This is a genomic window from Endozoicomonas sp. ALB115 (genome assembly GCF_049310245.1).
In the GTDB taxonomy this organism is placed as follows: Bacteria; Pseudomonadota; Gammaproteobacteria; order Pseudomonadales; family Endozoicomonadaceae; genus Endozoicomonas.
In genome coordinates this window covers 1-23,279 of the sequence record NZ_JBLYZG010000005.1, presented here as the reverse complement: position 1 = coordinate 23,279, position 23,279 = coordinate 1, and the positions used below count along the sequence as shown (strand labels likewise).

Genomic DNA, 23,279 nt, shown 5'->3' with positions numbered 1-23,279 from the left:
TCCTCAGGGTCCCGAGGCTGTTGCAAAACCCTGAGGAAAAATGATTACTGGTAACGTTCAAATACCAGGCAGGCGTTGGTTCCACCAAAGCCAAAGCTGTTGGACATAATCCGGTTCAGTTTTTGTTCGCGGGCTTCACCGGTCAGGATGGGCAGATTTTTAGCCGCTTCATCCAGGTTCTGGACATTAGCAGAAGCGGTGATGAAGTTGTGCTTCATCATCAGCAGGCAGTAAATGGCTTCCTGAACGCCAGCAGCACCCAGAGAGTGGCCGGACAGTGATTTGGTGGAGCTTATCACTGGCATCTGGTCGCCAAATACCTCAGTAAGCGCTTTCAATTCGGCCACATCACCAACCGGGGTGCTGGTGCCGTGAGTATTGATGTAATCAATAGGGGCGTTAATGGTTTCCATGGCCATGCGCATACAGCGTGCAGCGCCTTCACCAGACGGAGCTACCATGTCATAGCCATCGGAAGTGGCACCATAGCCGGTGATTTCAGCGTAAATTCTGGCACCACGGGCTTTGGCGTGCTCCAGCTCTTCCACCACAATCATGCCGCCACCACCGGCGATAACGAAGCCATCCCGGTCAGCATCATAGGCACGGGAAGCCTGCTCAGGGGTGTCATTGTACTTGGTGCTCAGTGCCCCCATGGCATCGAACAGCCCGGTTTGCGTCCAGTGCTCTTCTTCACCACCACCGGCAAAGACGATGTCCTGCTTGCCCAGCTGGATCTGTTCAATGGCATTGCCAATGCAATGCGCGCTGGTGGCACAGGCAGAGGTGATTGAGTAATTAACGCCCTTGATTTTAAACGGGGTGGCAAGGCAGGCCGAGACGGTACTGCCCATGGTGCGGGTAACCCGGTAGGGGCCGACGCGCTTGACACCTTTTTCTCTCATGATGTCTGCAGAGTCGACAATATTTTCTGACGAGGCTCCGCCAGAAGCCGCAATCAGTCCGGTACGGGGGTTGGAAACCAGATCTTCAGTCAAACCCGCATCGTCAATGGCCTGCTTCATGGCTATATAGGCATAGGCAGCGGCGTTGCCCATGAAGCGCAGGGTTTTGCGGTCAATAAATTGTTCGAAATCGATGTCTACTGTGCCGGACACCTGGCTGCGGAAACCATGCTCCTTATAGCTTTCGTTGAAGCGAATACCGGAGCGCCCAAGTTTAAGGCTCTCGGCTACCTCATCCTGGGTGATACCCAGGCAGGATGTGATGCCAATCCCTGTAACTACAACACGTTTCATTGATGTCAACCTGAATAGCCTGTTTAAGTCAGAAAAAACCAGAGTCAGATCCCGGCACTCCCTCCCGTCCTGCGGGCAAGAGGGAACAGGGGAATCAGAAAGCGTCAGTGTTCTGGAAAAGACCTACCCGCAGTCCTTCCGCGGTGTAAATTTCCCGGCCATCAACACTGACTGATCCATCAGCAATGCCCAGAACCAGTTTGCGTGCGATGATACGTTTAATATCAATACGGTATGTTACTTTTTTGCTGGTGGGCAGAATCTGGCCGGTAAATTTTACCTCGCCACTGCCAAGGGCGCGTCCCCGGCCGGGGTTGCCCATCCAGCCCAGGTAGAAGCCAACCAGCTGCCACATGGCGTCAAGTCCGAGACATCCGGGCATAACAGGGTCTCCCGGGAAGTGGCAGGAGAAGAACCAGAGGTCTGGATTGATATCCAGTTCTGCGATGATCTCGCCTTTGCCATAGGCTCCGCCCTGTTCAGAAATGCGAACGATGCGGTCAAGCATCAACATATCAGGGGCCGGTAGCTGAGCATTACCAGCACCAAAAAGCTCGCCCTGTGAACAGCGTAACAAATCTTCTTTGCTGAAAGCTTCTTGCTGGCTAACGGCTTCTTGTCTGAGGCCAGATTTCGATGGTTGCTTCATTCGTTTATTGGTTCCTGGAAGGTCCAGCACCTGCATGGTATCAGGCCAGTGATGATCGGGACTTCCCTGCCGATACGGCATTCACATCAGGGGCCGATGACCCCGCTTATTCCTGAAAGTCTTGCAAAATGCATTACTATCGTTCCGGTGATGAACTATACCATTGCTTTTTATCTGTCATAGTGCTGTTGAGCTTTTTGTAACAAAAAGACAACACTGAGCCACTGAAACAGTGGCCAATGATAAGTGTCATAGCATTTTATTACCAGAGAGCTGATCAGCGTCAGGCCTGTTGCATCACTGGCATAATTTGGCAAAGTACTGGCAAAGGCGAAAGAGTCTGTGAAGGCGTATGGCTTACATTGCTACACGGGAAGTAAAGGTAATACAGTCAGGAATGGTTTTCTAGCATTGTACAATCGTACAATATTGAGGAGGCTTACCTTGAATCGAAAAAAATTCAGTTTCTCGGACAGCCTCCTGGTAGCTATCTTCTGTGCAACGCTTTTTACTGGTGTGATTAAATAAAGCTGTTACCGAAGACCTCAAAGAGATTTTGATGCAGTTTTTGCGGGTAAAACGGGATTAACTATATGACAGACAGGCCACATGGCACCGCAGAAAATGACGGTACCGGGGAATATACAATCGCTGTTCTTGGCGGCGGCAGTTTTGGTACGGCTCTGGCTGATATCTCCGCCACCAATGGCCACAGGGTGAAGCTCTGGATGAGAGATGCAGAGCAGGTCAGGAGTATTAATGATGACCATGTGAATGCCAGGTATCTTCCCGAGTTCAGGATTCATCCCTCCGTTAGCGCAAGCACGGATCTGTCGGCGGTGGTCGTTGATGCTGATATTGTTTTTATTGCTATTCCCAGCAAATCTTTCCGGGAGGTGGTCAAAAAAACCAATGGACTGCTTTGTGGCAAAATAGTAATCAGTACCACGAAAGGTATCGAACCCGTTACCTTTGATCTGATGAGTCAGATTCTGATGGAGGAGCTGGAAAACCCTCGTATCGGTGTTTTGAGCGGACCCAATCTGGCCGGTGAAATCATTGCCAAGGCTCTGACAGCCACGGTGATTGCCAGTGACGATGAAGACCTTTGCCAGATTATACAGTCGGTCTTGCACTGTGATTACTTCAGGGTTTACTCCAACACAGATGTTTATGGTGTCGAATTGGCAGGTGCTTTAAAGAATATTTATGCCATAGTCTCTGGCATGGGATCGGCACTGGGCATGGGTGAGAATACCCAAAGTATGCTGATTACCCGGAGCCTTGCGGAGATGAGTCGCTTTGCGGTAACGCTCGGCGCTAATCCCATGACATTTCTGGGATTGGCCGGGGTGGGTGATCTTGTGGCTACCTGCACGTCTGACCTGAGTCGAAATTTCCGGGTTGGTTATGCCCTGGGACAAGGCTGTTCGCTTGATCAAGCTGAGGCGAAACTGGGACAGGTGGCGGAAGGGGTGAACACCCTGAAGCAGGTAAAGCAAAAGGCCGATCAGCTGGGAGTTTATATGCCGCTGGTGGATGGTTTGTACAGCATTATTTTTGAGGGCAATGCCATTGGTGCGCTGGTTAAGGGAATGATGCTGCGGGAGCAGAAAACCGATGTGGAGTTTATGTCCACGCAGTAGCTGAATAATACCTTTTTTAGAGAATATGGGCTTAACAGACTATGGAGAGAAGCGTGATGGATGAGAAAGTGGTTAATAACCTTAAATCAGAGTCTCGTTGGTTGAGGCTGGTCTTTATGGTGGTTTTCGGCGTCGTGGCTTATCTTGCTGCCTTTCTGGTGATGCTGATGGCAATTGTTCAGGCGGTTCACGGGTTTATTATGAGTGAACCCAATGATCGTCTGTTAAAATTCAGTGCCGGAGTGAATCAGTACATTTACCAGATTGCCGGGTTCCTGACCTACAACTCTGATACAAAACCCTATCCATTCTCAGACTGGCCTGCCCCTGGTGGAGACAGAGCGTCAGGCGATGATGAGAAAGAACTGAACGGATCGGATAATGATTAAATCATGAAACTTATCATTATGCGCCACGGTCAGGCATCATGGTCTGCCCCTTCGGATAAGGAAAGGGAGCTTACTGAGCAGGGTGTCCGTGAAGTCAGGGATACCGTTGCTTTATTGGCTGCTCAGCGGGTAGATTGTGTGCTTGCCAGCCCGTATCTTCGGGCTCAGCAAACGGCTCATATCGCGGCAGAGGCGTTTGGGCTCAGGGTTGCAACGCTGGACGAGCTGGAGCCTGATGGTAACCCGGCAAAAGTGCTCGCCGCTCTCCCGGATTCCGGTGTAGTACTATTGGCCAGTCATATGCCCATAGTCGGTTATCTGACCGGTTTACTATGCGACGGAACCCCTAAGATTGGCCCTTCCTTCCAAACCGGCATGGCTCTGGTCCTGGAGGCGGATATTCTTGCTCCCGGAATGGGCAGGGTCATTGAGCGTATTATCCCTTAGCCTCAGAGACTATTGTTGCGCATAAGAACAGCCGTTTACTTTCAGAATTCCAGAGCATTTGCTCTGATTGTGGAAAATATTATTTTTCCCCTGTTTTCGGGCTTTAAGTCTGCCTCTTAAAGCCATTTATGGTTAATAGTTTTAAATTTCTGTCTACTCTGGTGATTTTTTAATGAACTTATTAATTGTCATCTAATCTAACCCTGCTCTGACCCCATGTTGAAGACATTTTATATAGGGAAAGGGTATTAGGGATAGTTAGGGAGTAAGTACGGTGGCGACAAGTTCTATAAGCCTCAGAGGCATTATTATCTGCTCAATAGCAGCATTGTTCTGTTCGTATCAATTCATGCTTCAGGGGGCACCATCGGTGATGGTGCCTCAGTTGATGTCGGCTTTCGATCTTGATGTGGCAGATATCGGCTGGTTAACCAGCAGTTTCCTCTGCTTTTATCTGCTGTTTCAGGTTCCGGGAGGCTACCTGGCAGATCATTGCAATGCCCGGCTATTGCTGGTGGTTTGCTGTGTATTTATGGCGATTGGCTGTTACTGGTTCAGCGTTTCTGAAACCCTGTTGTCAGCCAGTGCATCCCGGGCGTTTATGGGCGTGATGACCTCCCCGGTGATTGTGGTATGCATGAATCTGGCCAGTCGCTGGTTTCCCGAGCGTTATTTTCCAACCCTTGCGGGGGCTATTGAAGCGTTTGGTCTGGCCGGCGGTGGGCTTGGCCCACTGATACTGCCAAATCTTATGGAAGCCTATGGGTGGCAGGGTGCCATGCAGGCCGCCGCCATTTTTGGAGCTGTACTTGCTGCCCTGATTGCCGTGTTTGTGAAAAGTACGCCGCCGGTCTCCGTCAGTGATGCCAGGTTACACGATGTGACCTGTGGAGGTGGTTCTGAGACTGACCCCGGCAAAAAGACGCCATTTGATCGGGCTTCTTTAATTCTGTGTTGTTTGTATGGTTTTGGCCTGTTTGCCGTCATCACCAGTTTTGCTGGTTTATGGGGGATCCCTTTCTTCTATGAGCGTTTTCCCGGCGAGCAGGAAGCGGTGGCTGATATGGTTGCTTTGATTTTTGTCGGTGCCGCTATTGGTGCTCCTCTGCTGGGCTGGCTGGCCTGCCTGGTTGGGTCAATGCGTAAAGTGATGGTGGTTTGCGCTATCGCTTCTCCTGTGTTGTTCAGTTTGCTGATCTTCTGCCCATGTTCCATGATGCTTATGGCCATGATCTGCTTTATGGCAGGGATCAGCAGTGTTGGCTATATGCTGGCATTCTCTGTGGTGAAAAGCATCAGTCCGCCGGAACGGATTGGCGTCCTGCTGGCGATTACCAATGGTTCCATGTTGCTGGCAGGTCCGGTTATGCAGCTGATTATCGGGTTTATCCTGGAGGGGCTCGGGCATGATGGCCTGGGTGCCTTGTCCATTGAGGACTACCAGCTGGCTTTTGTGCCGTTATTGCTTTGTCAGCTGATGGCTTTGATTGTCGCGATTTGCCTGAAAAAACAGTGATACTGCTACCCATTGCCGGTGGTTGGCGTTATTCTAGTTCGTTTTTTTCAACACTATCGGTTGTTAAACCTTTGCAGGTGCGGATAGCTGGCAAAGGACTTCACCTCCTGGATGGATAATGCCGTTACTTAGATTCGAAAAGGTCAGCCTGGCTTATGGCGACCAACCCCTGCTGGATCATACCGAGTTTCAGATTCGAAAAGGTGAGAGAGTCTGCTTATTGGGCCGCAATGGCGCAGGCAAATCTACCTTGATGAAGCTGGTGTCCGGCACAATCCTGCCTGATGATGGCACCCTCTGGCGTAAGCCTGGTCTGAAGGTAGGGGTTTTGAATCAGGACCTTCCTGACCAGGATGAAAAGAAAGTTTATGATGTGGTTGCCTCAGGCCTTGAGGCGGTTGGTGAACTGATCAGTCGTTACCATACCCTATCCATGAGTATCAGCACTGACGCTGATATGAAAGCACTGGAGAAAGTCCAGCAGCAGCTGGAGTCCGTGGATGGCTGGAGCCTCAGCCAGAAGGTGGATACGGTTATTCAGAAGCTGGGTCTTCCGGCGGAAAAACAGATGAAAGAACTGTCCGGTGGCTGGCGTCGGCGGGTGGAGCTGGCCAGGGCGCTGGTGGGCGACCCTGATCTGCTGTTGCTGGATGAGCCTACCAACCATCTTGATATTATTGCCATTGACTGGCTTGAGAAACAGCTGAAAGATTTTTCCGGAGCCTTGCTGTTTATTACCCACGATCGATCATTTCTTCAGTCGCTGGCGACCCGCATTATTGAGCTGGATCGCGGGCAGCTGACCAGCTGGGAGTGTGACTATAAAACCTTCCTGGAGCGTAAAGCTCATGCTCTTGAAGTAGAGACTGAGCAAAATGCCCTGTTCGATAAAAAACTGGCGCAGGAAGAGGTGTGGATTCGCCAGGGGATTAAAGCTCGCCGTACCCGTAACGAAGGGCGGGTTCGGGACCTGAAAAAACTCCGGGAGGAGCGTCGTCAGCGCCGTGAGGTGCAGGGCAATGCCAGCTTTGGACTGGAGCAGGGCGAAGCGTCAGGCAAGCTGGTGCTGGAGGCCAAGCATATTGCCCAGTCGTTTGATCAGCATACCGTCATCAACGACTTCAATCTCCGGTTGATGCGCGGTGACAAGATTGGCTTGATTGGTGCCAACGGGGCAGGGAAGTCAACGCTGCTCAGTATCCTTCTGGGCAATCTCAAGCCGGAAGCGGGGTCTGTCAAAATGGGGACCAGGCTTGAGGTGGCTTATTTTGACCAGCTGCGTAATCAGCTGGACCTTGAAAAAACCGTGATTGATAACGTGGCTGAAGGTCGTGAGAGCATCACAATTAATGGCTCAAGCCGACATGTGATTGGCTACCTGGGAGACTTCCTGTTTCCACCCGGTCGTTGTCGTGTGCCGGTCAAGGCGCTCTCCGGTGGGGAGCGAAACCGATTGTTGCTTGCGCGTTTGTTCAGTAAACCCGCCAATTTGCTGGTAATGGACGAGCCTACCAACGACCTTGATGTTGAGACTCTGGAGCTTCTGGAATCCTTGCTGGTGGATTTCACTGGCACTATTCTGCTGGTCAGTCACGACCGGACATTCCTGGATAATGTGGTATCGAGTACTCTGGTGTTTGAACCAGGTGGTCATATCAGTGAGTATGTGGGTGGATTTGATGACTGGTTGCACCAGGGCGGTTCGATCTCCAGCCTGGTAGCGGAACCGCAGGTGGTGAAAAAAGAGGAAAAGGCAAAAGCGCCACCCAGTCAGCCTGAAGCCGCCAGCAAGCCGGTGAAAAAGAAACTCAGCTACAAACTGCAGCGTGAGCTTGATGCTTTGCCGGAGGAGATTGAGGCACTTGAAGAAGAGCTGGGTCAGCTGGAAGCTCAAACCGCTGAGTCGAGTTTTTATCAGGGAGATCAGTCCGAAGTCCAGACTGTGCTTAACAGGCTGGCTGAGCTCAATGAGCTGATAGAACAGAAAATGGAACGGTGGGAAGAGTTGGATAATATGTAGGTATTCTCGGTCAGACTCCTAGTGCAGCTAAGCGTTATTACCCGTACACCACGTTCACCCTGAGCGGAGTCGAAGGGTGCTTGGCACGATCTATCAGAGTCCGGAGTTTCCGCCCTTCGACAAGCTCAGGACGAACGGTATGGGTAACAGCGCTTAGCTGCACTAGAGCCACAGATGTTGAATGTGGCTCTTTTGATAACAGGATTAACTGTTTTTACCGACTCTCACTGCCAGTACATCACAACCGGCACCATGCAGGATGCTGGTTGATGTAGAACCTAAAATCAGTGCCAGTCCATGACGGCCGTGGCTGCCAACCACAATCAGGTCAACGTCTGACTCTTCGGCAATCCGGTGAACCTCACGCTCGGGTCGGCCATAGACCACATGCTGTTCACCTTTCTTCAGCTGGATGGAATCGGCCAGGCGGGCGATGCGTTCTCTTGCCTGTTCGGTGATTTCATCCTGCAAGGTGGTGAGGTCGAGAGGTATATCGCTGCCATAGGCAACGCTGAGTGGCTCGACAACATGAACCATGGTCAGTCTCGCCTGGTGTTTTTCGGCAATGGATTTGGCTTTCTCGAGCACCTCATCGGCTTCGTCGGACAAATCGATCGCAACCAGAATATGCTTGTAGAGGCTCATAAGCTGTCTTCCTTCTTGAATAGATGCAAAAAGTGATCCGCCCTGTAACATCTGGATGGCCAGACCGCTGTCGCGATTCCTCAGGATCATCAATAAGATGGATTGAGGAGTTCATGGAGGGCATGAATGCTTCTAAAGTCATGGCATTTCCATTGTAAGGCCTATCCTGGTTTTATTCATCGTTTTATTAGCTGTCTGTCCGGTAATTTTCCATCAGCCATGATCCGGATTCGGAAGTGGCTATTTTCTGGATGAGTAATCTTGTGTAACTGTGTGACAAAGGTGGCATCTTCATGGTGTTTCAGGCTTGACTTTAAATACTAATTCACAGAAGGTAGGCACTAAATTCAAACAGTCGTATGAATTTGCTGGGATGCACTTGGTAAAGACCAGGGTCAAGTCAGGAAGTAAAGCAATAATAATCAGATAGCTGCCATAGTTCATGTAACACTCGCATCAGCCCTGTGAAAGGTTGGTCGCCGCAGTATGGTTAGCCTGTCTATCTTCAATCCGAAAGGAGAAGTTCATGATCTACCAGGGGAAGGCATTCAGGGTTTTGCCTGTGGAAGATGGTATCGCCGAACTGCAGTTCAATCTCGAAGGCGAAAGTGTCAATAAGTTCAGTCACTCTGCTATTGAGGATCTGGATGCTGCGCTGGAGGCCATCCGTGCTGACGAAACGGTTAAAGGCCTTATTCTCACCAGTGGTAAGGATGTATTTATCGTTGGTGCTGATATCAATGAATTCACCCAGACCTTCAAGCAGGATGATGAGACATTATTGGCCGGAGTGATGGCGGTCAATAAGGTCTTCTCCGGTTTTGAAGATCTTGACATACCAACAGTCGCTGCCGTGAATGGCATTGCCCTGGGAGGCGGTTTTGAGATCTGCCTGTGTGCCGATTACCGGGTTCTTTCCACAGCGGCCAAGGTTGGCTTGCCGGAAGTCAAGCTGGGTATCTATCCGGGCTGGGGTGGTACCGTCAGGTTGCCAAGGTTGATTGGTGCGGATAATGCCGTTGAGTGGATTGCCAGTGGCAAAGAGTATCGCCCCGATGCCGCGCTGAAAGCAGGAGCCGTTGATGCAGTGGTTGCGCCTGAGAAGCTGAAAGATTCCGCGGTAGCCCTGGTGCGTCGCTGCCTGGATGGTGAACTGGATTATCAGGCCAGAAAGCAGGAGAAGAAAGGCAAGCTGAAACTGCCGCCGATTGAATCGATGATGGTGTTTGAAACCTCATCTGCCGTGGTAAAACAGCAGGCCGGGCCACACATGCTGGCACCGATAGCGGCCGTCAAAACCATCCAGAAACATGCCTTCATGGACCGTGACAAGGCCCTTGAAGTAGAAGCCAAAGGGTTTCTTAAACTGGCCAAGTCTTCAGTGTGTAATGCCCTGGTTGGCCTGTTCCTGAACGATCAGTTCCTTAAGAAAAAAGCCAAAGAGTCCGCCAGTATTGCCGCTGAAACCAATAAGGCTGCGGTGTTGGGTGCGGGCATTATGGGTGGTGGTATCGCCTATCAGTCTGCCCTGAAAGGTACGCCCATCCTGATGAAAGATATCAATCAGGAAGGTCTGGACCTTGGTCTTTCCGAAGCCACCAAACTCCTCTCCAAGCGGGTTTCCCGGGGGCGGATGGATGCCGGCAAAATGGGCAGTGTACTGAATAAGATTGTACCTACGCTGTCCTATGGTGATTTCGAGGGCGTCGATGTTGTTGTTGAAGCCGTTGTGGAAAATCCCAAGGTCAAGAAAGCCGTTCTGGCCGACGTAGAAAACCAGGTGTCAGAGAACGCTGTTCTGACGTCCAACACCTCCACTATTTCCATCAATGAACTGGCCAGGGACCTGAAACGTCCGGAACAGTTCTGTGGCATGCACTTCTTTAACCCTGTTCATGCGATGCCATTGGTTGAGGTTATCCGTGGCGAGAAGACCAGTGATGCCACCGTAGCCACCGTGGTTGAGTACGCCCGCAAGATGGGTAAAACGCCGGTGGTGGTTAATGACTGCCCTGGGTTTATGGTGAACCGTGTCCTGTTCCCCTACTTTGGTGGCTTCGCTGGCTTGCTCCGTGATGGTGCCGATTTCCAGCAGGTGGATAAGGTCATGGAGCGCTTTGGCTGGCCAATGGGCCCTGCCTATCTTATGGATGTGGTGGGTATTGATACCGGTAACCATGGTCAAAGCGTCATGACTGACGGGTATCCGGATCGCATGAAGCGCGACTTCAAAACCGCTGTTGATGTGTTGTATGAAAACCAGCGCTATGGCCAGAAAAACGGTGCCGGTTTCTATAAGTACGAACAGGATAAAAAAGGCAAGCCGAAGAAGGTGGTCGATGAGGCGGTTTATGGCCTGTTCAGTGAGGTGTGTGCTGAGCAAAAACCTTTTGACGATGAGGAAATCATCGCCCGCATGATGGTCCCACTGTGCATGGAAACCGTTCGTACCCTGGAAGATGGCATTGTTGATTCCGTCGCTGAAGCGGATATGGCACTGATTATGGGTATTGGCTTCCCTCTCTTCCGTGGTGGTGCCCTGAAGTATATTGACACCATAGGTGTGGCGGAGTTTGTCGAGCTTGCCGACAAGTACGCTCATATCAGCCCACTGTATGCGCCCACTGACAAACTTCGGGAAATGGCTCGTGAAGGTAAGACCTTCTACGGTTGATGGGTCTGTCTTACGTTATTGAACCATTTTCAGGGACTATAAAAGAGAGAATATCATGAGCCTGAATCCAAGAGATGCTGTAATTGTTGACTACGGGCGTACCCCCATGGGTCGTTCCAAGGGCGGCATGTATCGTAATGTCCGTGCTGACAACCTGTCTGCCGAGTTGATTACCGGCGTACTTAACCGCAATCCTGAACTGAACCCGGCTGAGGTGGAAGATGTCATCTGGGGTTGCGTCAACCAGACCCTGGAGCAGGGTTGGAATATCGCCCGAATGGCATCGCTGATGTCACCCATTCCCAATACTTCCGCAGGCCAGACGGTCAGCCGTTTGTGCGGATCCTCCATGAGTGCCCTGCAGACAGCCGTTCAGGCAATTCAGACCAATAACGGTGATGTCTTTGTGGTCGGTGGTGTCGAGCACATGGGGCATGTGGGCATGATGCACGGGGTTGACCCGAATCCAAGGTTGTCCAAATACGGTGCCAAGGCTGCCGGTATGATGGGCCTGACCGCAGAAATGCTGGGCAGTATGCACGGCATCAGCCGCCAGGCACAGGATGAATTTGGTGCCCGGTCACACCAGCGGGCCTGGGCTGCCACCGAAGCGGGTAACTTCAAAGATGAAATTATCCCGATGCAGGGGCATGATGCAGACGGCAACCTTCGTCTTTTCACTCAGGACGAAACCATTCGTCCGGAAACAACGGTAGAAGCCCTGTCACAGCTTAAGCCTGCATTTAACCCCAAGGGGACAGTGACCGCAGGAACATCTTCACAGATTACCGATGGCGCTTCCTGTATGATCGTGATGTCTGCCCAGCGGGCCAAGGATCTTGGTCTGCAGCCCATGGCGGTGGTCAGGGCCATGGCAGTTGCCGGAGTTGACCCTTCCATTATGGGTTATGGACCGGTTCCCAGCAGTAAGAAAGCCCTCAAGCGTATCGGCCTGACCATTGATGATATTGATCATATCGAGCTGAATGAGGCGTTTGCTGCCCAGGCACTGCCCGTCCTGAAAGACCTTAAAGTGCTGGATAAGATGGAGGAAAAGGTTAACCTCAATGGTGGTGCCATTGCGCTCGGTCATCCCTTTGGCTGCTCCGGTGCCCGAATTTCCGGAACGCTGCTGAATGTGATGAAACAGAATGGCGGCACCCTGGGGCTGGCAACCATGTGTGTTGGTCTTGGTCAGGGTATCACTACCATTTTTGAAAGGGTTTGAACGGCGTTTTGAGGCGTCTGTTTTAATCACTTTCTATTACCATACATAAGCCCGGTTTTGTCCGGGCTTTTTTGGTCAACGGTCTAGTATGTGGTTTCAATGAGTTTGGCGGATTGTCGTGCCTCCGCACTCCGTTCGTCCTGAGTGCTGAGCTTGTCGAAGCATCGAAGGACCCATAGGGCCTAAAGGCGGAAACTCCGGACTCTGATAGATCGTACCAGGCACCCTTCGACTCCGCTCAGGGTGAGCGGAGATTGTACACGTCAAACTCATTGAAACCATGTACTAGTCTCCCACCCTCCCCTTGGGAATGCATACCGAACCTTTTTGCCAATGTAGAACCCCATTTTTCCTGTTTTATAAGATTCTTACGCAACCCCGTTGTAAGTAATTCAAACGGTTCTTTTAACTGCCTGAGTCTTGTCTATCCTTGCCTTATTTTGCGAGGTAATCACTATGATATTCCAACCTGCTGTTCAGTCCACAGGCGCACCCATGGCTTCTGGCTCCGTACCCGATCAGCCAACGGAAAGTGACGGGCTATTTGCCGGGTTTTTAAAGGTCGCCCCTTGGCGCGTTCCGATCCTGTTTTTGCGGTCGCTTCATCCCGGTTATATTCCTCCCGGGACGCAGCCGTCGGCGCAACCGGATGAAGGTCCGATCTTCACTTTTGGCAGCCCCGATGGGCAGGACAGTAGCTTTTTCCAAGGGGTTGAGCTGGGTGCCCGGCTGGTGTCGCCTTATACTGTGCTGCCAGCAGAGATCAGCACGATGCTGGAGGGCATTGTCACCCTGTCCGCAGCGACCCGGCTCAAGTATCTTTTGGGCGCTTTTGGGGCGACGAAAGGTTCGCTACCAGAGCAAAGCCGGGCAGACAGCCCGGTGGATGGCTCCCCAACAAACGACAAAGGAAGGAAAAAAAAGACATCGCAACAAGTACGACAACGGACCAGCCCACCAGCCATCGCCTCCGTCCGGACTGGCCCGCTACCGAAAGCCGCCGTGGCGCTGGGTGTCCTGTCCGGCCTGACCGCTGTGGGTGCACAAGTCGCAACACCAGAAGAGAATACAACGTCTGCACATACTGTAACTTCCGCCCCAGCCACAGAGCCTCAGGCGGCATGCGCTGTTAATCAATTCCGCTGTGACAACGGCCAATGCATTAGTAACAAATATCGATGTGATGGAAGTTCTGAAGATCCTGAGGTGGAATGTACTGATGGCTCCGATGAATATAACTGCACACAGGAGGAATGTAACAACTTAAAGCGTTTTATTTGTGATAACGGGCGGCAATGTTTTTCTGACAGCTCTCGATGCGATGGTTATTTCGAGTGTGATGATGACTCCGATGAAAAGAACTGCACAGAGGGTGAATGTAGCAACTTAGGGCGGTTTATTTGTAATAGCGGCGAATGTCTTCCTGCCTATTATGAATGTGATAGCGTTGAAGATTGTGATGATGGCTCGGATGAGCGGGCGGAGTTATGCAACCCTGTATCTTCCAGCCCTACGCCGCCAATAGTCACGGCCACACCCTCACCGGTGACAGAAACGATGGCGACGGCGTCGAACACTACCATGGAAGTTACCAACCTGCCGGGGGGTACCATTGCGCTGCCTGCCAGTGCGGCACCGCTGGCGAGTTCCCTGGGTACTGGTGCAATAGCCGGTATCGCCTTGGGGGCTTCTGCCTTTGTGCTGGCAGGTGTATGCATCTATCGTCATTGTTATCGCAGGTCATCCGCTGCCGATGACCCGCAGGAGCTGGTGACCATCAATACTGTGGGTCAGGCACAACAGGCGATTGGTCAACCGATAATAGAAGCCGCCAGGAGTGAGGCAAGAGAGAAACCTTTCGGTGAAGATACTGGCATATATGAATATGTTGATATTAGTAATTCCAGCAGAATGAGAACTGCTATAGATCATTACAAGGAGTCTAAGGTGTAAACCTTGTATCAGGGGACCCGTCGGCTGACTCATTTTGCAGTCCAGGTCCTATCCCCAGGCTTTTTCCTGTTTTATACGATTTTTGCGCTTTGCCCGTTGCGAATAATTCAAACGGTTCTTTTTGATGCCTGAGTCTTGTCTATCCTTGCTTCATTTTGCGAGGTAATAACTATGATATCCCAACCTGCTGTTCAGTCCACAGGCGCACCCATGGCTTCTGGCTCCGTACCCGATCAGCCAACGGAAAGTGACGGGCTATTTGCCGGGTTTTTAACGGTCGCCCCTTGGCGCATTCCGATCCTGTTTTTGCGGTCGCTTGATCCCGGTTATATTCCTCCCGAGACGCAGCCGTCGGCACAACCGGATGAAGGTCCGGCCTTCACTTTTGGCAGCCCCGATGGGCAGGACAGCAGCTTTTTCCAGGGGGTTGAGCTGGCGGCCCGGCTGGTGTCGCCTTATACCGTGCTGCCAGCGGAAATCCGTACGATGCTGGAGGGCATTGTCACCTTTTCCGCAGCGACCCGTTTCAGGGATCTTTTGGGCGCTTTTGGGGCGACTGAAGATTCTCCTCCAACGGAAAGTCGGGCAGATATTTCGGAGGATGGCTCCCCAACAAACGACAAAGACAGGAAAAACAAGAAACCGCAGCAAACACCACAACGAACCAGCCCACCAGCCACCGCCTCCGTCGGCCTTGGCCAGCTACCGAAAGCCGCCGTGGCACTGGGTGCCCTGTCCAGCCTGAGCGCTGCGGCGGCTGCATCCTCATCCGGCAGTAAAACAGAAGTGCCGATTATTGATGTGCCGAATGCCACAACCCTGGGCAAGATTGGTGATCCGAAATACCCAAACTACCTACTGAATGGTACTTACCGGCAGACTGCGGATATTAATGTTACCCGCTCGTTCCGCTCAATCGGCAATAAAGCCGATGCATTTACCGGTAAGTACGATGGTCAGGATTATACCATTCGTGGTCTTCGCCAATGTCTGATGGAAAATCTGGAGGGTAAAGTTCTTAAGCTGCGCTTTATAAATCCAGATGTACAGACAAGAGGTAGAACAGCTTCGATCGGGGTAGCCGCTTGTAAAATGTCAGGCACCAAAGCCGTAATCAGGGATATTTACGTTGAAGGTTCTGTCCTTGATACCGAGGGTAAAAAGGCAAGCGCGGGTATTGCCGTGGGCGAAGTTAAGGGAGGAACTGTTAGAAATACGACCGCAGTAAACTGCAACGTGACAACTTCCGGTTCATCTGCGTATGCCGGTATTGGCGCGGGATATGTGCATAATGGTGGAAAGGTTTATGACACGAATGCAAAAAACTGCAAGGTGAATACTACCTCCAGTGATGCCGGTATCGGGGTGGGGCGTGTTAATAATGGCAGCGTTTTCGACACCAAAGCAACGAACTGCAAGGTGGAAACGTCCGGAGGTAATGCCGGTATCGGGGCGGGGCGTGTTGATGAGGGCAGGGTTCGCCTCACCATAGCAAAGGGCTGCAATGTGACAAACTCCGGTTCTTTCGGAAATGCCGGTATCGGGGTTGGGCGTGTTTATAAGGGCAAGGTTTTAGAGACCAAAGCAACGAACTGCAAGGTGGAAACGTCCGGAGGTAATGCCGGTATCGGGGCGGGGCGTGTTGATGATAGGAAAGGAGTCGATAAGACCGAAGCAGTCAACTGCAATGTGAAAAACTACGGTTCTTTCGGTAATGCCGGTATCGGGGTGGGGTCTGGTAAAGCTTCCGACACCAAAGCAATGAACTGCAGGATAGAAACCTTCGGTAATGGGAGTAATGCCGGTATCGGGGCGGGACAAGATGAAGCTACCAATACTCTGGCAATAAAATGCGAGGTGGAAAACTACGGTTCCAAGGGGAATATCGGCATTGGGGTGGGTAAAGGATACGCTACCGACACCACAGCAATGAACTGTGATGTGAAAAACTTCGGTCGCAGCGGTAAAATAACCGGTGATACAACAGCCGGTATTGGGGCGGGAAAAGGGGCTGCTGACAACACCATAGCGATCAATTGCACAGTGAAAGCCTCCGGTGATTCCGCTTATAGCGGTATCGGGGCAGGGAGTTCCGTTCCTTATAAAACCCATAAAACCGTTGATAACACCAAGTCATTCAACAACACGGTTAAATCCAGTGGTCTTGCCGGTTTCGGGGTCGGAAATGGCAATGTTGACAACACTATGGCGGTAAAGAGCACCGTCGAAGGTGATCAGAGCAGTATACGTCATAAAATCGGAGCAGGAGTTCAACACACTTTCTGTAATGTCAGATTTAACGGCATAGAGCAAGAGAACAATTCCAAGAGTTTAAGGGATTGCGATAGGTTGCTGGGTCATTTCTGTGAAGATATTGACCCCCACCTGTTCCCCCGCCTGGTGAAGTCGAATTGCCAGCCCACGCACTGTTATTCTTCGGCATTATCAAGTGACACTGTCTCCGGTTCCTTTGATGATTGTCCTCCTGAACCGACAACCATCCCAACCAAAACTTCTACAAACACTCCAACTTCCCGCCCAACGTCACCAACAGTAGTATCGACCACGCCAGCACCGGTGGAGACGGCATCGAACAACACCATTGTAGTAACGACCACGCCAGCACCGGTGCCGACGACATCGAACACCACCATGAGCATCCCAGGGGCCACCATGACACTGCCCACCAGTGCGGCACCGCTGGCGACTACCCTGAGTACCGGTACAATAGCCGGTATTGCCCTGGGGGCTGCCGCGTCTTTTGTGTTGGCAGGTGTGGTGGGGGGGTACATCTATCGTCATTGTTGTCGCAGATCATCCCCCGACGCTGCCGGTGGCTGGCAGGAGCTGGTAGCAGTCAATAAAGCGGGTCAGGCACAGGAGGTGGTTGATCAACCGATGATGTTACTTGAGGAACCTGGGGATAAGGGGGGACACCAGCATGAACACATATATGAAGAGATTGACATTTACAATCCCCGCAGAATGAGAACCGCCAGAGCGCCTGATTATTAATGCAGCCAGAATTATATCGAAACACTTTAGCAAGGCAGTCGGCGACTGACTCATTACGCAGTTCGGGACCTGATCCCCCCGGCTTTTTCCTGTTTTATAAAATTCTTGTACATTACCCGTTGCGGATAATTCAAACGGTTCTTTTTGATGCCTCAGCCTTGTCTATCCTTGCCTCATTATTTTGTGAGGTAATAACTTTGATATCCCAACCTGCCGTTCAGTCCACAGCCACACCCATGGCTTCTGGCTCCGTACCCGATCAGCCAACGGAAAGTGACGGGCTATTTGCCGGGTTCTTAACGGTCGCCCCTTGGCGCGTTCCGATCCTGTTTTTGCGGTCGCTTCATCCCGGTTATATTCCTCCCGGGACGCAGCCGTCGGCACAACCGGATGAAGGTCCTGCCTTCACTTTTGGCAGCCCCGATGGGCAGGACAGTAGCTTTTTCCAGGGTGTTGAGCTGGCGGCCCGGCTGGTGTCGCCTTATACCGTGCTGCCAGCGGAGATCCGCACGATGCTGGAGGGCATTGTCACCTTTTCCGCAGCCACTCGTTTCAGGGATCTTTTGGGCGCTTTTGGGGCGACTGAAGGTTCTCCTCCAACGGAAAGTCGGGCAGATATTTCGGAGGACGGCTCCCCAACAAACGACAAAGGCAGGAAAAAAAAGAAACCGCAGCAAACACGACAACGAACCAGCCCACCAGCCACCAACTCCATCGGCACTGGCCAGCTACCAAAAACAGCCGTGGCACTGGGTGCCCTGTCCAGCCTGAGCGCTGCAGCGGCTGCATCCTCATCCGGCAGTAAAACAGAAGGGCCGATTATTAATGTGACGGATGCCACAATCCTGGGCAAGATTGGCCGTGATCCGGACTATCCACTGAATGGCACTTACCGGCAGACTGCAAATATTAATGGTGGCCGCTTGTCCCGCTCCATTGGCAATAAAACCCATGCATTTACCGGTAAGTACGATGGTCAGGGTAATACCATTCATGGTCTTCGCCGCTGTCTGGTGAAAAATCTGACGGGTGAAGTTGATGACCTGCGCTTTACAAAAGCAGATATAAAGACAACACGTGAGAAAGCTTCAACCGGGGTAGCCGCTTGTAAAATGTCAGGCGGTGCCGTGGTCAGCAATATTCACGTTGAAAGTGCTTCCCTTAATACCAGGGGTAATTATGCAAGCGCAGGTATTGCCGTGGGCGAAGTTAATCAAGGAACTGTTAGAAACACGACCGCAGTAAACTGCAATGTGCAAACTTCCGGCCCAGATGCGAATGCCGGTATTGGCGCGGGATATGTGACTCATGGAACGGTTAGCGGCACGACTGCAGAAAAATGCGAGGTGATAACCTCCAATAATGCCGGTATCGGGGCGGGCCGTGTTGATGAAGGAAGCGTTGCCGACACCAGTGCAACGGGCTGCACGGTGAAAACGTCCGGAGGCAATGCCGGTATCGGAGCGGGGCGTGAGATTTCGTCAAGCGTCGCCAGGTCCAGGGCATTCAACTGCAAGGTGGAAAGCGCCGGTTCTTTTGGTAATGCCGGTGTCGGGGTGGGGAGTGGTACCGCTGTCGACACCACGGCAATGAACTGCAATGTGAAAAGCTCCGGTTCTTACGTTAGTGCCGGTATCGGGGTGGGGAATGGGGGCGCTACCGACACCACGGCAATGAATTGCACGGTAACAGCCAATGGTGAGGGGAGTAATGCCGGTATCGGGTCGGGGGATGGAGGTACTGCTGATAACACCATAGCAAAGGACTGCACGGTAGAAACCTACGGTATTGAGGGTAATGCCGGCATCGGGGTGGGGGGCGGCATCGCTGCCGACACTACAGCAATGAACTGCACGGTAAAAACCTACGGTAATTCGAGTAATATCGGCATCGGGGTGGGTAAGGGGGCTGCAGCCGACACTCTGGCAATTGGCTGCACGGTGGAAAACCACGGTTCTGATGGTGGTAGTGCCGGTATCGGAGTGGGTATGGGGGCTGCTGTCAACACCACAGCGATAAACTGCACAGTGGAAACCTCCGGTGTTTCCAGTTTTGCCGGTATCGGGGCGGGGGTCTTTACTCCTCCTCGTGGAACCGGTGGAACCTATAGAGCTGTTGCTAACACAATGTCATTCAACAGCACGGTTAAAAACTCCGGTGCTTCTGGCTATGCCGGTATCGGTTCTGCGTTTATTGGCAATGTTGTCAACACCAAGGCGGTAAAAAGCACTGTCGAAAGTAGTCAGACCAGTTTTCCGAATAATATCGGGGGAGGGCGTAACCCCACTTACTGTGATGTCCGCGTTAACGATAAACTGCAACGAGACACCATCGGGGATTGCAGTTACTTGCTGGATAATTTCTGTGAAGCTGTTGACCCTCCCCTGGTGAAGCCGAATTGTCGGCCCAGTGACTGCTATTTTGAGGCATTAACAGGTGACAGTCTCGCCGGGTTAGAGTTATGTCCTGTTGCTCCGGAAGCCATCCCAACCACTGGCAGCCAAGTCACCGCATCTGCACAAACCTCAACACCAGAAGCAATGACAGCTTCTACGCACACCCTGACTTCCAGCTCCACGCCGCCAACAGTCACCCATCAGATGATTGAAGTCACCGACGTTGAGACCCTGGGTAAAATCGGCATCGACCCCAACTATCCAATAAACGGCAACTATATCCAAACCAAAGATATTGATGCCAGAAACCTGAGCCGACCCATCAGCCGCTTTACTGGCCAGTACAATGGCCAGAACTATACCACTACGATTGCCAACCTGGGTTGCTGCCTGGTGGATACCGTTGAGGGTGGCGGGACCATTGGTAACCTGCACTTTACTGGTGCCAATATCGTCAGCGCCAGTCGGCCAGCGGGCGTGGTGGCTTGTGGAGTGAGCGGCAACGGCACCATTCGTGACATTTTTGTGGAAAACAGCCAGGTCATAACCACCGGCAATGATGCCGATGCAGGTATCGGGGCGGGAGTCCTGTCGGGGGAGGCGGTAGTGGACATCTTGGCGAAAAACAGCACGGTGGTCACCCACGGTGAGGGGGCCGACGCCGGTATTGGTAGTGGCAGTATTGGCAATGATGCTGTGATTTCCCATGTCGAAGCCTTGAGATGCCGAGTGAAAACCGTCGGTAATAATGCCAATGCCGCCATCGGCGCAGGTTATGTGAACGGCACCGTGGCCAGCACTTCAGCATTCGGGAGCGAGGTAACCACCTCCGGTAAGGGGAGCCATGCCGCCATCGGCGGTGGCAAGGTAGATAACGGTGGCACTGTCACCAACACAACTGCATTTGTCAATGGTGTGAAGACCACCGGTGACCAGGCCAATGCCGGTGTCGGGGCCGGGGCCATGGGCCGTGGCACAGTGGTAGCCAATACCCTGGGGCAGGGCTGTGAGGTATCCACCTCGGGTGATGGTGCCAACGCGGGCATCGGAGCCGGGAGGATGGGCTGCAGTGCCATGCTGAAGAATACCTCAGCAGAACGCTTTTCGTCGGTGACCACCTCCGGCGCTGAGGCCAATGCCGGTATCGGGGCCGGGTTGATGGATCCCGGGGCAAGGATGGCGAGTACCCGGTCTGTCGAAAGCAGGGTGGAGACCACCGGTGACCAGGCCAATGCCGGTATCGGGGCCGGGTTCATGGATTCCGGGGCAGGGATTGCTGGCACACGGTCTGTCAGAAGTAGGGTGAAGACCACCGGTGACCGGGCCAATGCCGGTATCGGGGCCGGGGCCATGGGCAATGGCACAGGGATAGCCAATACCTTGGCGAAAAACTCTAAGGTATCCACCTCGGGTGATGGTGCCAATGCCGGTATCGGAGCTGGAAGGATGGGCCGCAGTGCCAGGATGGAAAATACCTCAGCACAATGCTTTTCGTCGGTGACCACCTCCGGCGCTGAGGCCAATGCAGGTATCGGGGCCGGGTTGATGGATCCCCGGGCAAGGATCGTTGGCACCCGGTCTCACAACAGTGAGGTGGAAACCTCGGGAGTCCGTGCCCATGCCGGTATCGGTGCCGGTATGATCAGGGACAATGCCAGCGTTACCGATACCCGGGCGGTGAACCCCAGGGCAACTGCCTCCGGTAATAATGCCTCGGCGAATATTGACGCAGGCCGGATTGAGCCAGGGGGCGTGGTTACCAATACGACGGAGGTGTACACAGGCTGGCCCGGGGTGCTGGCATGCGAACCGGTCATACCAGCGACGGCATCGAGCACCGCCATGAGCTTTCCGGGGGCCACCATGACACTGCCCACCAGTACGGCACCGCTCGCAACTACCCTGAGTAACGGCGCAATAGCCGGTATTACCCTGGGGGCTGCTGTGTCCTTAGTGTTGGCAGGTGTTGTGGGGGGGTACATCTATCGTCATTGTTGCCGCAGGCCGTCTCCCGTCGATGCCGGTGACCCGCAGGAGTTGGTAGCAGTCAACAAAGCGGGTCAGGCACAGGAGGCGGTTGATCAACCGATGATGTTACTTGAGGAACCCGGGGATAGGGGGGGGCACCAGCATGAACACATATATGAAGAGATTGACATTTACAATCCCCGCAGAATGAGAACCGCAGTAGCGCCTGATTATTAATGCAGTCAGAATTATATCGAAAAACTTTAGGTAACCATTCGCTAAATCCATTATTCAAGCATCAATAGCCCTGTTCAGCTATCCTTGATAGATGCTTGAAATCACTACGCCTGAATGCACTTCAGAACAATCCTGTACTCCTTTCAGCCTTGTTCAAGTCACTTTGTTCTGGCCTTCTGCTGGGCTCATGTCAGGCGAGACTTTATTGATGCCAGTCGTGGTGACCCGGATTTAGAAAAATGGAGCATTGCCTGGGTAGATAGAATTGCTCGTTTATATTATTTAAACGAGCAACGACTTCTTGTTCGGGAAGACCCAAAGCAGTGGCCGACCCGCCAGTTGAGACTGGAAAAACATGCTGAACACATAGCCTCTCAGCGAGATAAAGAACTGGGATGAAAGTCGTCTCAAAGAATTGCGAATCCATGACCCACCTGGCTGAAAAAAGTTCATCCAGGTCCGTAGCTATTATAAGGCAGGTATTCCTTACCAGTCTGGTAAGCTGGTTTGCAGGGTTCACTGAATAGTTACCGGGAACTTTTTACTGATTGACTTATCTGACTATTTTAATCGTTAAAATGAGTTAACCATAAAAAGGCCATTTTCATGAATCAAGCAGCATTTTCAAATATTGAGCTTCGTAGTTTCGTAAAGGCTCCACAAAGCGATGCCGAATCGGGTGTGAGGCAGGATAATCGAAGAAGTTGTGGGACCAGGGCGTTTAAATGGATTGTCCGTCACCCTTTTCTGGCAACTGCTGGAGCCATTGGGTTGGTTGGCGCTGCGTCTGGTGGCATTTATGGCTTAACCCTTTTAGGTGCAGCAGCTCCTGTTGCAACGGCGTTATCGGGCAGAAATGTAACTCTCTCAGGTACAGCAGCTTCTGATGTAACGGTGTTGACTCGTCGAAATGTAACCACCGATACCAGGACCACCGCAGCAACCACCACCAAAGCGCCGACCACCGAGGCAATGACCACCGGAGCAACGACCACCGAAGCGCCGACCACCGAGGCAATGACCACCGGAGCAACGACCACCGAGGCAATGACCACCGGAGCAACGACCACCGAAGCGCCGACCACCGAGGCAATGACCACCGGAGCAACGACCACCGAAGCGCCGACCACCGAGGCAATGACCACCGGAGCAACGACCACCGGAGCAACGACCACCGAAGCACCGACCACCGAAGCACCGACCACCGAGGCAATGACCACCGGAGCAACGACCACCG

General features: G+C 52.4%; 15 protein-coding genes. 12 read left to right on the top strand and 3 right to left on the bottom strand.

All coding sequences use genetic code 11. From position 1 onward, the window contains the following. Positions 1–44: 44 nt before the first annotated feature. Positions 45–1,259 carry a beta-ketoacyl-ACP synthase I gene (gene fabB, locus ACO6VE_RS03540; protein ID WP_101747654.1) on the bottom strand — a complete coding sequence of 405 codons (1,215 nt, stop codon included), beginning with the start codon at positions 1,257–1,259 and terminating at the stop codon, positions 45–47. Positions 1,260–1,353: 94 nt separating this feature from the next. Next, a complete protein-coding gene (gene fabA, locus ACO6VE_RS03535) occupies positions 1,354–1,908 on the bottom strand; it encodes a 3-hydroxyacyl-[acyl-carrier-protein] dehydratase FabA (protein ID WP_209201228.1) in 555 nt (184 codons plus the stop codon). 593 nt (positions 1,909–2,501) lie between these two features. Between fabA and ACO6VE_RS03530 the strand changes: the two genes are divergently transcribed. The 5 genes from ACO6VE_RS03530 (at position 2,502) to ACO6VE_RS03510 (ending at position 7,926) form a co-directional block, all read left to right on the top strand. Next, positions 2,502–3,554, top strand: coding sequence for an NAD(P)H-dependent glycerol-3-phosphate dehydrogenase (locus tag ACO6VE_RS03530; RefSeq protein WP_422459727.1), 1,053 nt, complete (start codon positions 2,502–2,504; stop codon positions 3,552–3,554). Between the two features lie 41 nt (positions 3,555–3,595). After that, a complete protein-coding gene (locus tag ACO6VE_RS03525; protein WP_422448053.1) occupies positions 3,596–3,943 on the top strand; it encodes a DUF4389 domain-containing protein in 348 nt (115 codons plus the stop codon). A 3-nt stretch (positions 3,944–3,946) separates the two neighbouring features. Beyond that, on the top strand, positions 3,947–4,390 hold the full coding sequence (gene sixA, locus ACO6VE_RS03520) for a phosphohistidine phosphatase SixA (RefSeq protein ID WP_422448051.1): 444 nt from the start codon (positions 3,947–3,949) through the stop codon (positions 4,388–4,390). 274 nt (positions 4,391–4,664) lie between these two features. Beyond that, positions 4,665–5,906 carry an MFS transporter gene (locus tag ACO6VE_RS03515; protein ID WP_422448049.1) on the top strand — a complete coding sequence of 414 codons (1,242 nt, stop codon included), beginning with the start codon at positions 4,665–4,667 and terminating at the stop codon, positions 5,904–5,906. Positions 5,907–6,024: 118 nt separating this feature from the next. Continuing rightward, complete coding sequence (locus ACO6VE_RS03510; RefSeq protein WP_422459725.1) at positions 6,025–7,926, top strand: ATP-binding cassette domain-containing protein; 1,902 nt, start codon at positions 6,025–6,027, stop codon at positions 7,924–7,926. 204 nt (positions 7,927–8,130) lie between these two features. On the opposite strand, the gene ACO6VE_RS03505 is transcribed toward ACO6VE_RS03510, so the two are convergent. After that, the gene (locus tag ACO6VE_RS03505) at positions 8,131–8,571 is read right to left on the bottom strand and encodes a universal stress protein (RefSeq protein ID WP_269674173.1); all 441 of its coding nucleotides are present in this window, start codon (positions 8,569–8,571) and stop codon (positions 8,131–8,133) included. Positions 8,572–9,097: 526 nt separating this feature from the next. Between ACO6VE_RS03505 and fadB the strand changes: the two genes are divergently transcribed. The 7 genes from fadB to ACO6VE_RS03470 form a co-directional block, all read left to right on the top strand. Continuing rightward, positions 9,098–11,245 carry a fatty acid oxidation complex subunit alpha FadB gene (fadB, locus tag ACO6VE_RS03500; RefSeq protein WP_422448044.1) on the top strand — a complete coding sequence of 716 codons (2,148 nt, stop codon included), beginning with the start codon at positions 9,098–9,100 and terminating at the stop codon, positions 11,243–11,245. A 55-nt stretch (positions 11,246–11,300) separates the two neighbouring features. Continuing rightward, positions 11,301–12,473 carry an acetyl-CoA C-acyltransferase FadA gene (fadA, locus tag ACO6VE_RS03495; RefSeq protein WP_422448042.1) on the top strand — a complete coding sequence of 391 codons (1,173 nt, stop codon included), beginning with the start codon at positions 11,301–11,303 and terminating at the stop codon, positions 12,471–12,473. A gap of 495 nt (positions 12,474–12,968) precedes the next feature. Continuing rightward, complete coding sequence (locus ACO6VE_RS03490) at positions 12,969–14,426, top strand: LDL receptor domain-containing protein (RefSeq protein ID WP_422459723.1); 1,458 nt, start codon at positions 12,969–12,971, stop codon at positions 14,424–14,426. A 171-nt stretch (positions 14,427–14,597) separates the two neighbouring features. Further along, complete coding sequence (locus ACO6VE_RS03485) at positions 14,598–17,441, top strand: hypothetical protein (protein WP_422448038.1); 2,844 nt, start codon at positions 14,598–14,600, stop codon at positions 17,439–17,441. Positions 17,442–17,638: 197 nt separating this feature from the next. Beyond that, positions 17,639–22,042 (top strand): hypothetical protein, encoded by a 4,404-nt coding sequence (locus ACO6VE_RS03480; protein WP_422459722.1) that lies wholly within the window; start codon positions 17,639–17,641, stop codon positions 22,040–22,042. A 114-nt stretch (positions 22,043–22,156) separates the two neighbouring features. Then, positions 22,157–22,441, top strand: a complete 285-nt coding sequence (locus tag ACO6VE_RS03475) for an IS66 family transposase (protein WP_422448034.1) — start codon at positions 22,157–22,159, stop codon at positions 22,439–22,441. Positions 22,442–22,648: 207 nt separating this feature from the next. Next, positions 22,649–23,279 (top strand): hypothetical protein (locus ACO6VE_RS03470; RefSeq protein ID WP_422459720.1); only part of this gene is annotated, 631 nt, incomplete at its 3' end.

Coding starts and splice junctions, on each gene's coding strand:
- fabB (WP_101747654.1), bottom strand. CDS start 1,259: ATGAAACGTGTTGTAGTTACAGGGATTGGCATCACATCCTGCCTGGGT.
- fabA (WP_209201228.1), bottom strand. CDS start 1,908: ATGAAGCAACCATCGAAATCTGGCCTCAGACAAGAAGCCGTTAGCCAG.
- ACO6VE_RS03530 (WP_422459727.1), top strand. CDS start 2,502: ATGACAGACAGGCCACATGGCACCGCAGAAAATGACGGTACCGGGGAA.
- ACO6VE_RS03525 (WP_422448053.1), top strand. CDS start 3,596: ATGGAGAGAAGCGTGATGGATGAGAAAGTGGTTAATAACCTTAAATCA.
- sixA (WP_422448051.1), top strand. CDS start 3,947: ATGAAACTTATCATTATGCGCCACGGTCAGGCATCATGGTCTGCCCCT.
- ACO6VE_RS03510 (WP_422459725.1), top strand. CDS start 6,025: ATGCCGTTACTTAGATTCGAAAAGGTCAGCCTGGCTTATGGCGACCAA.
- ACO6VE_RS03505 (WP_269674173.1), bottom strand. CDS start 8,571: ATGAGCCTCTACAAGCATATTCTGGTTGCGATCGATTTGTCCGACGAA.
- fadB (WP_422448044.1), top strand. CDS start 9,098: ATGATCTACCAGGGGAAGGCATTCAGGGTTTTGCCTGTGGAAGATGGT.
- fadA (WP_422448042.1), top strand. CDS start 11,301: ATGAGCCTGAATCCAAGAGATGCTGTAATTGTTGACTACGGGCGTACC.
- ACO6VE_RS03490 (WP_422459723.1), top strand. CDS start 12,969: ATGGCTTCTGGCTCCGTACCCGATCAGCCAACGGAAAGTGACGGGCTA.
- ACO6VE_RS03485 (WP_422448038.1), top strand. CDS start 14,598: ATGATATCCCAACCTGCTGTTCAGTCCACAGGCGCACCCATGGCTTCT.
- ACO6VE_RS03475 (WP_422448034.1), top strand. CDS start 22,157: ATGCACTTCAGAACAATCCTGTACTCCTTTCAGCCTTGTTCAAGTCAC.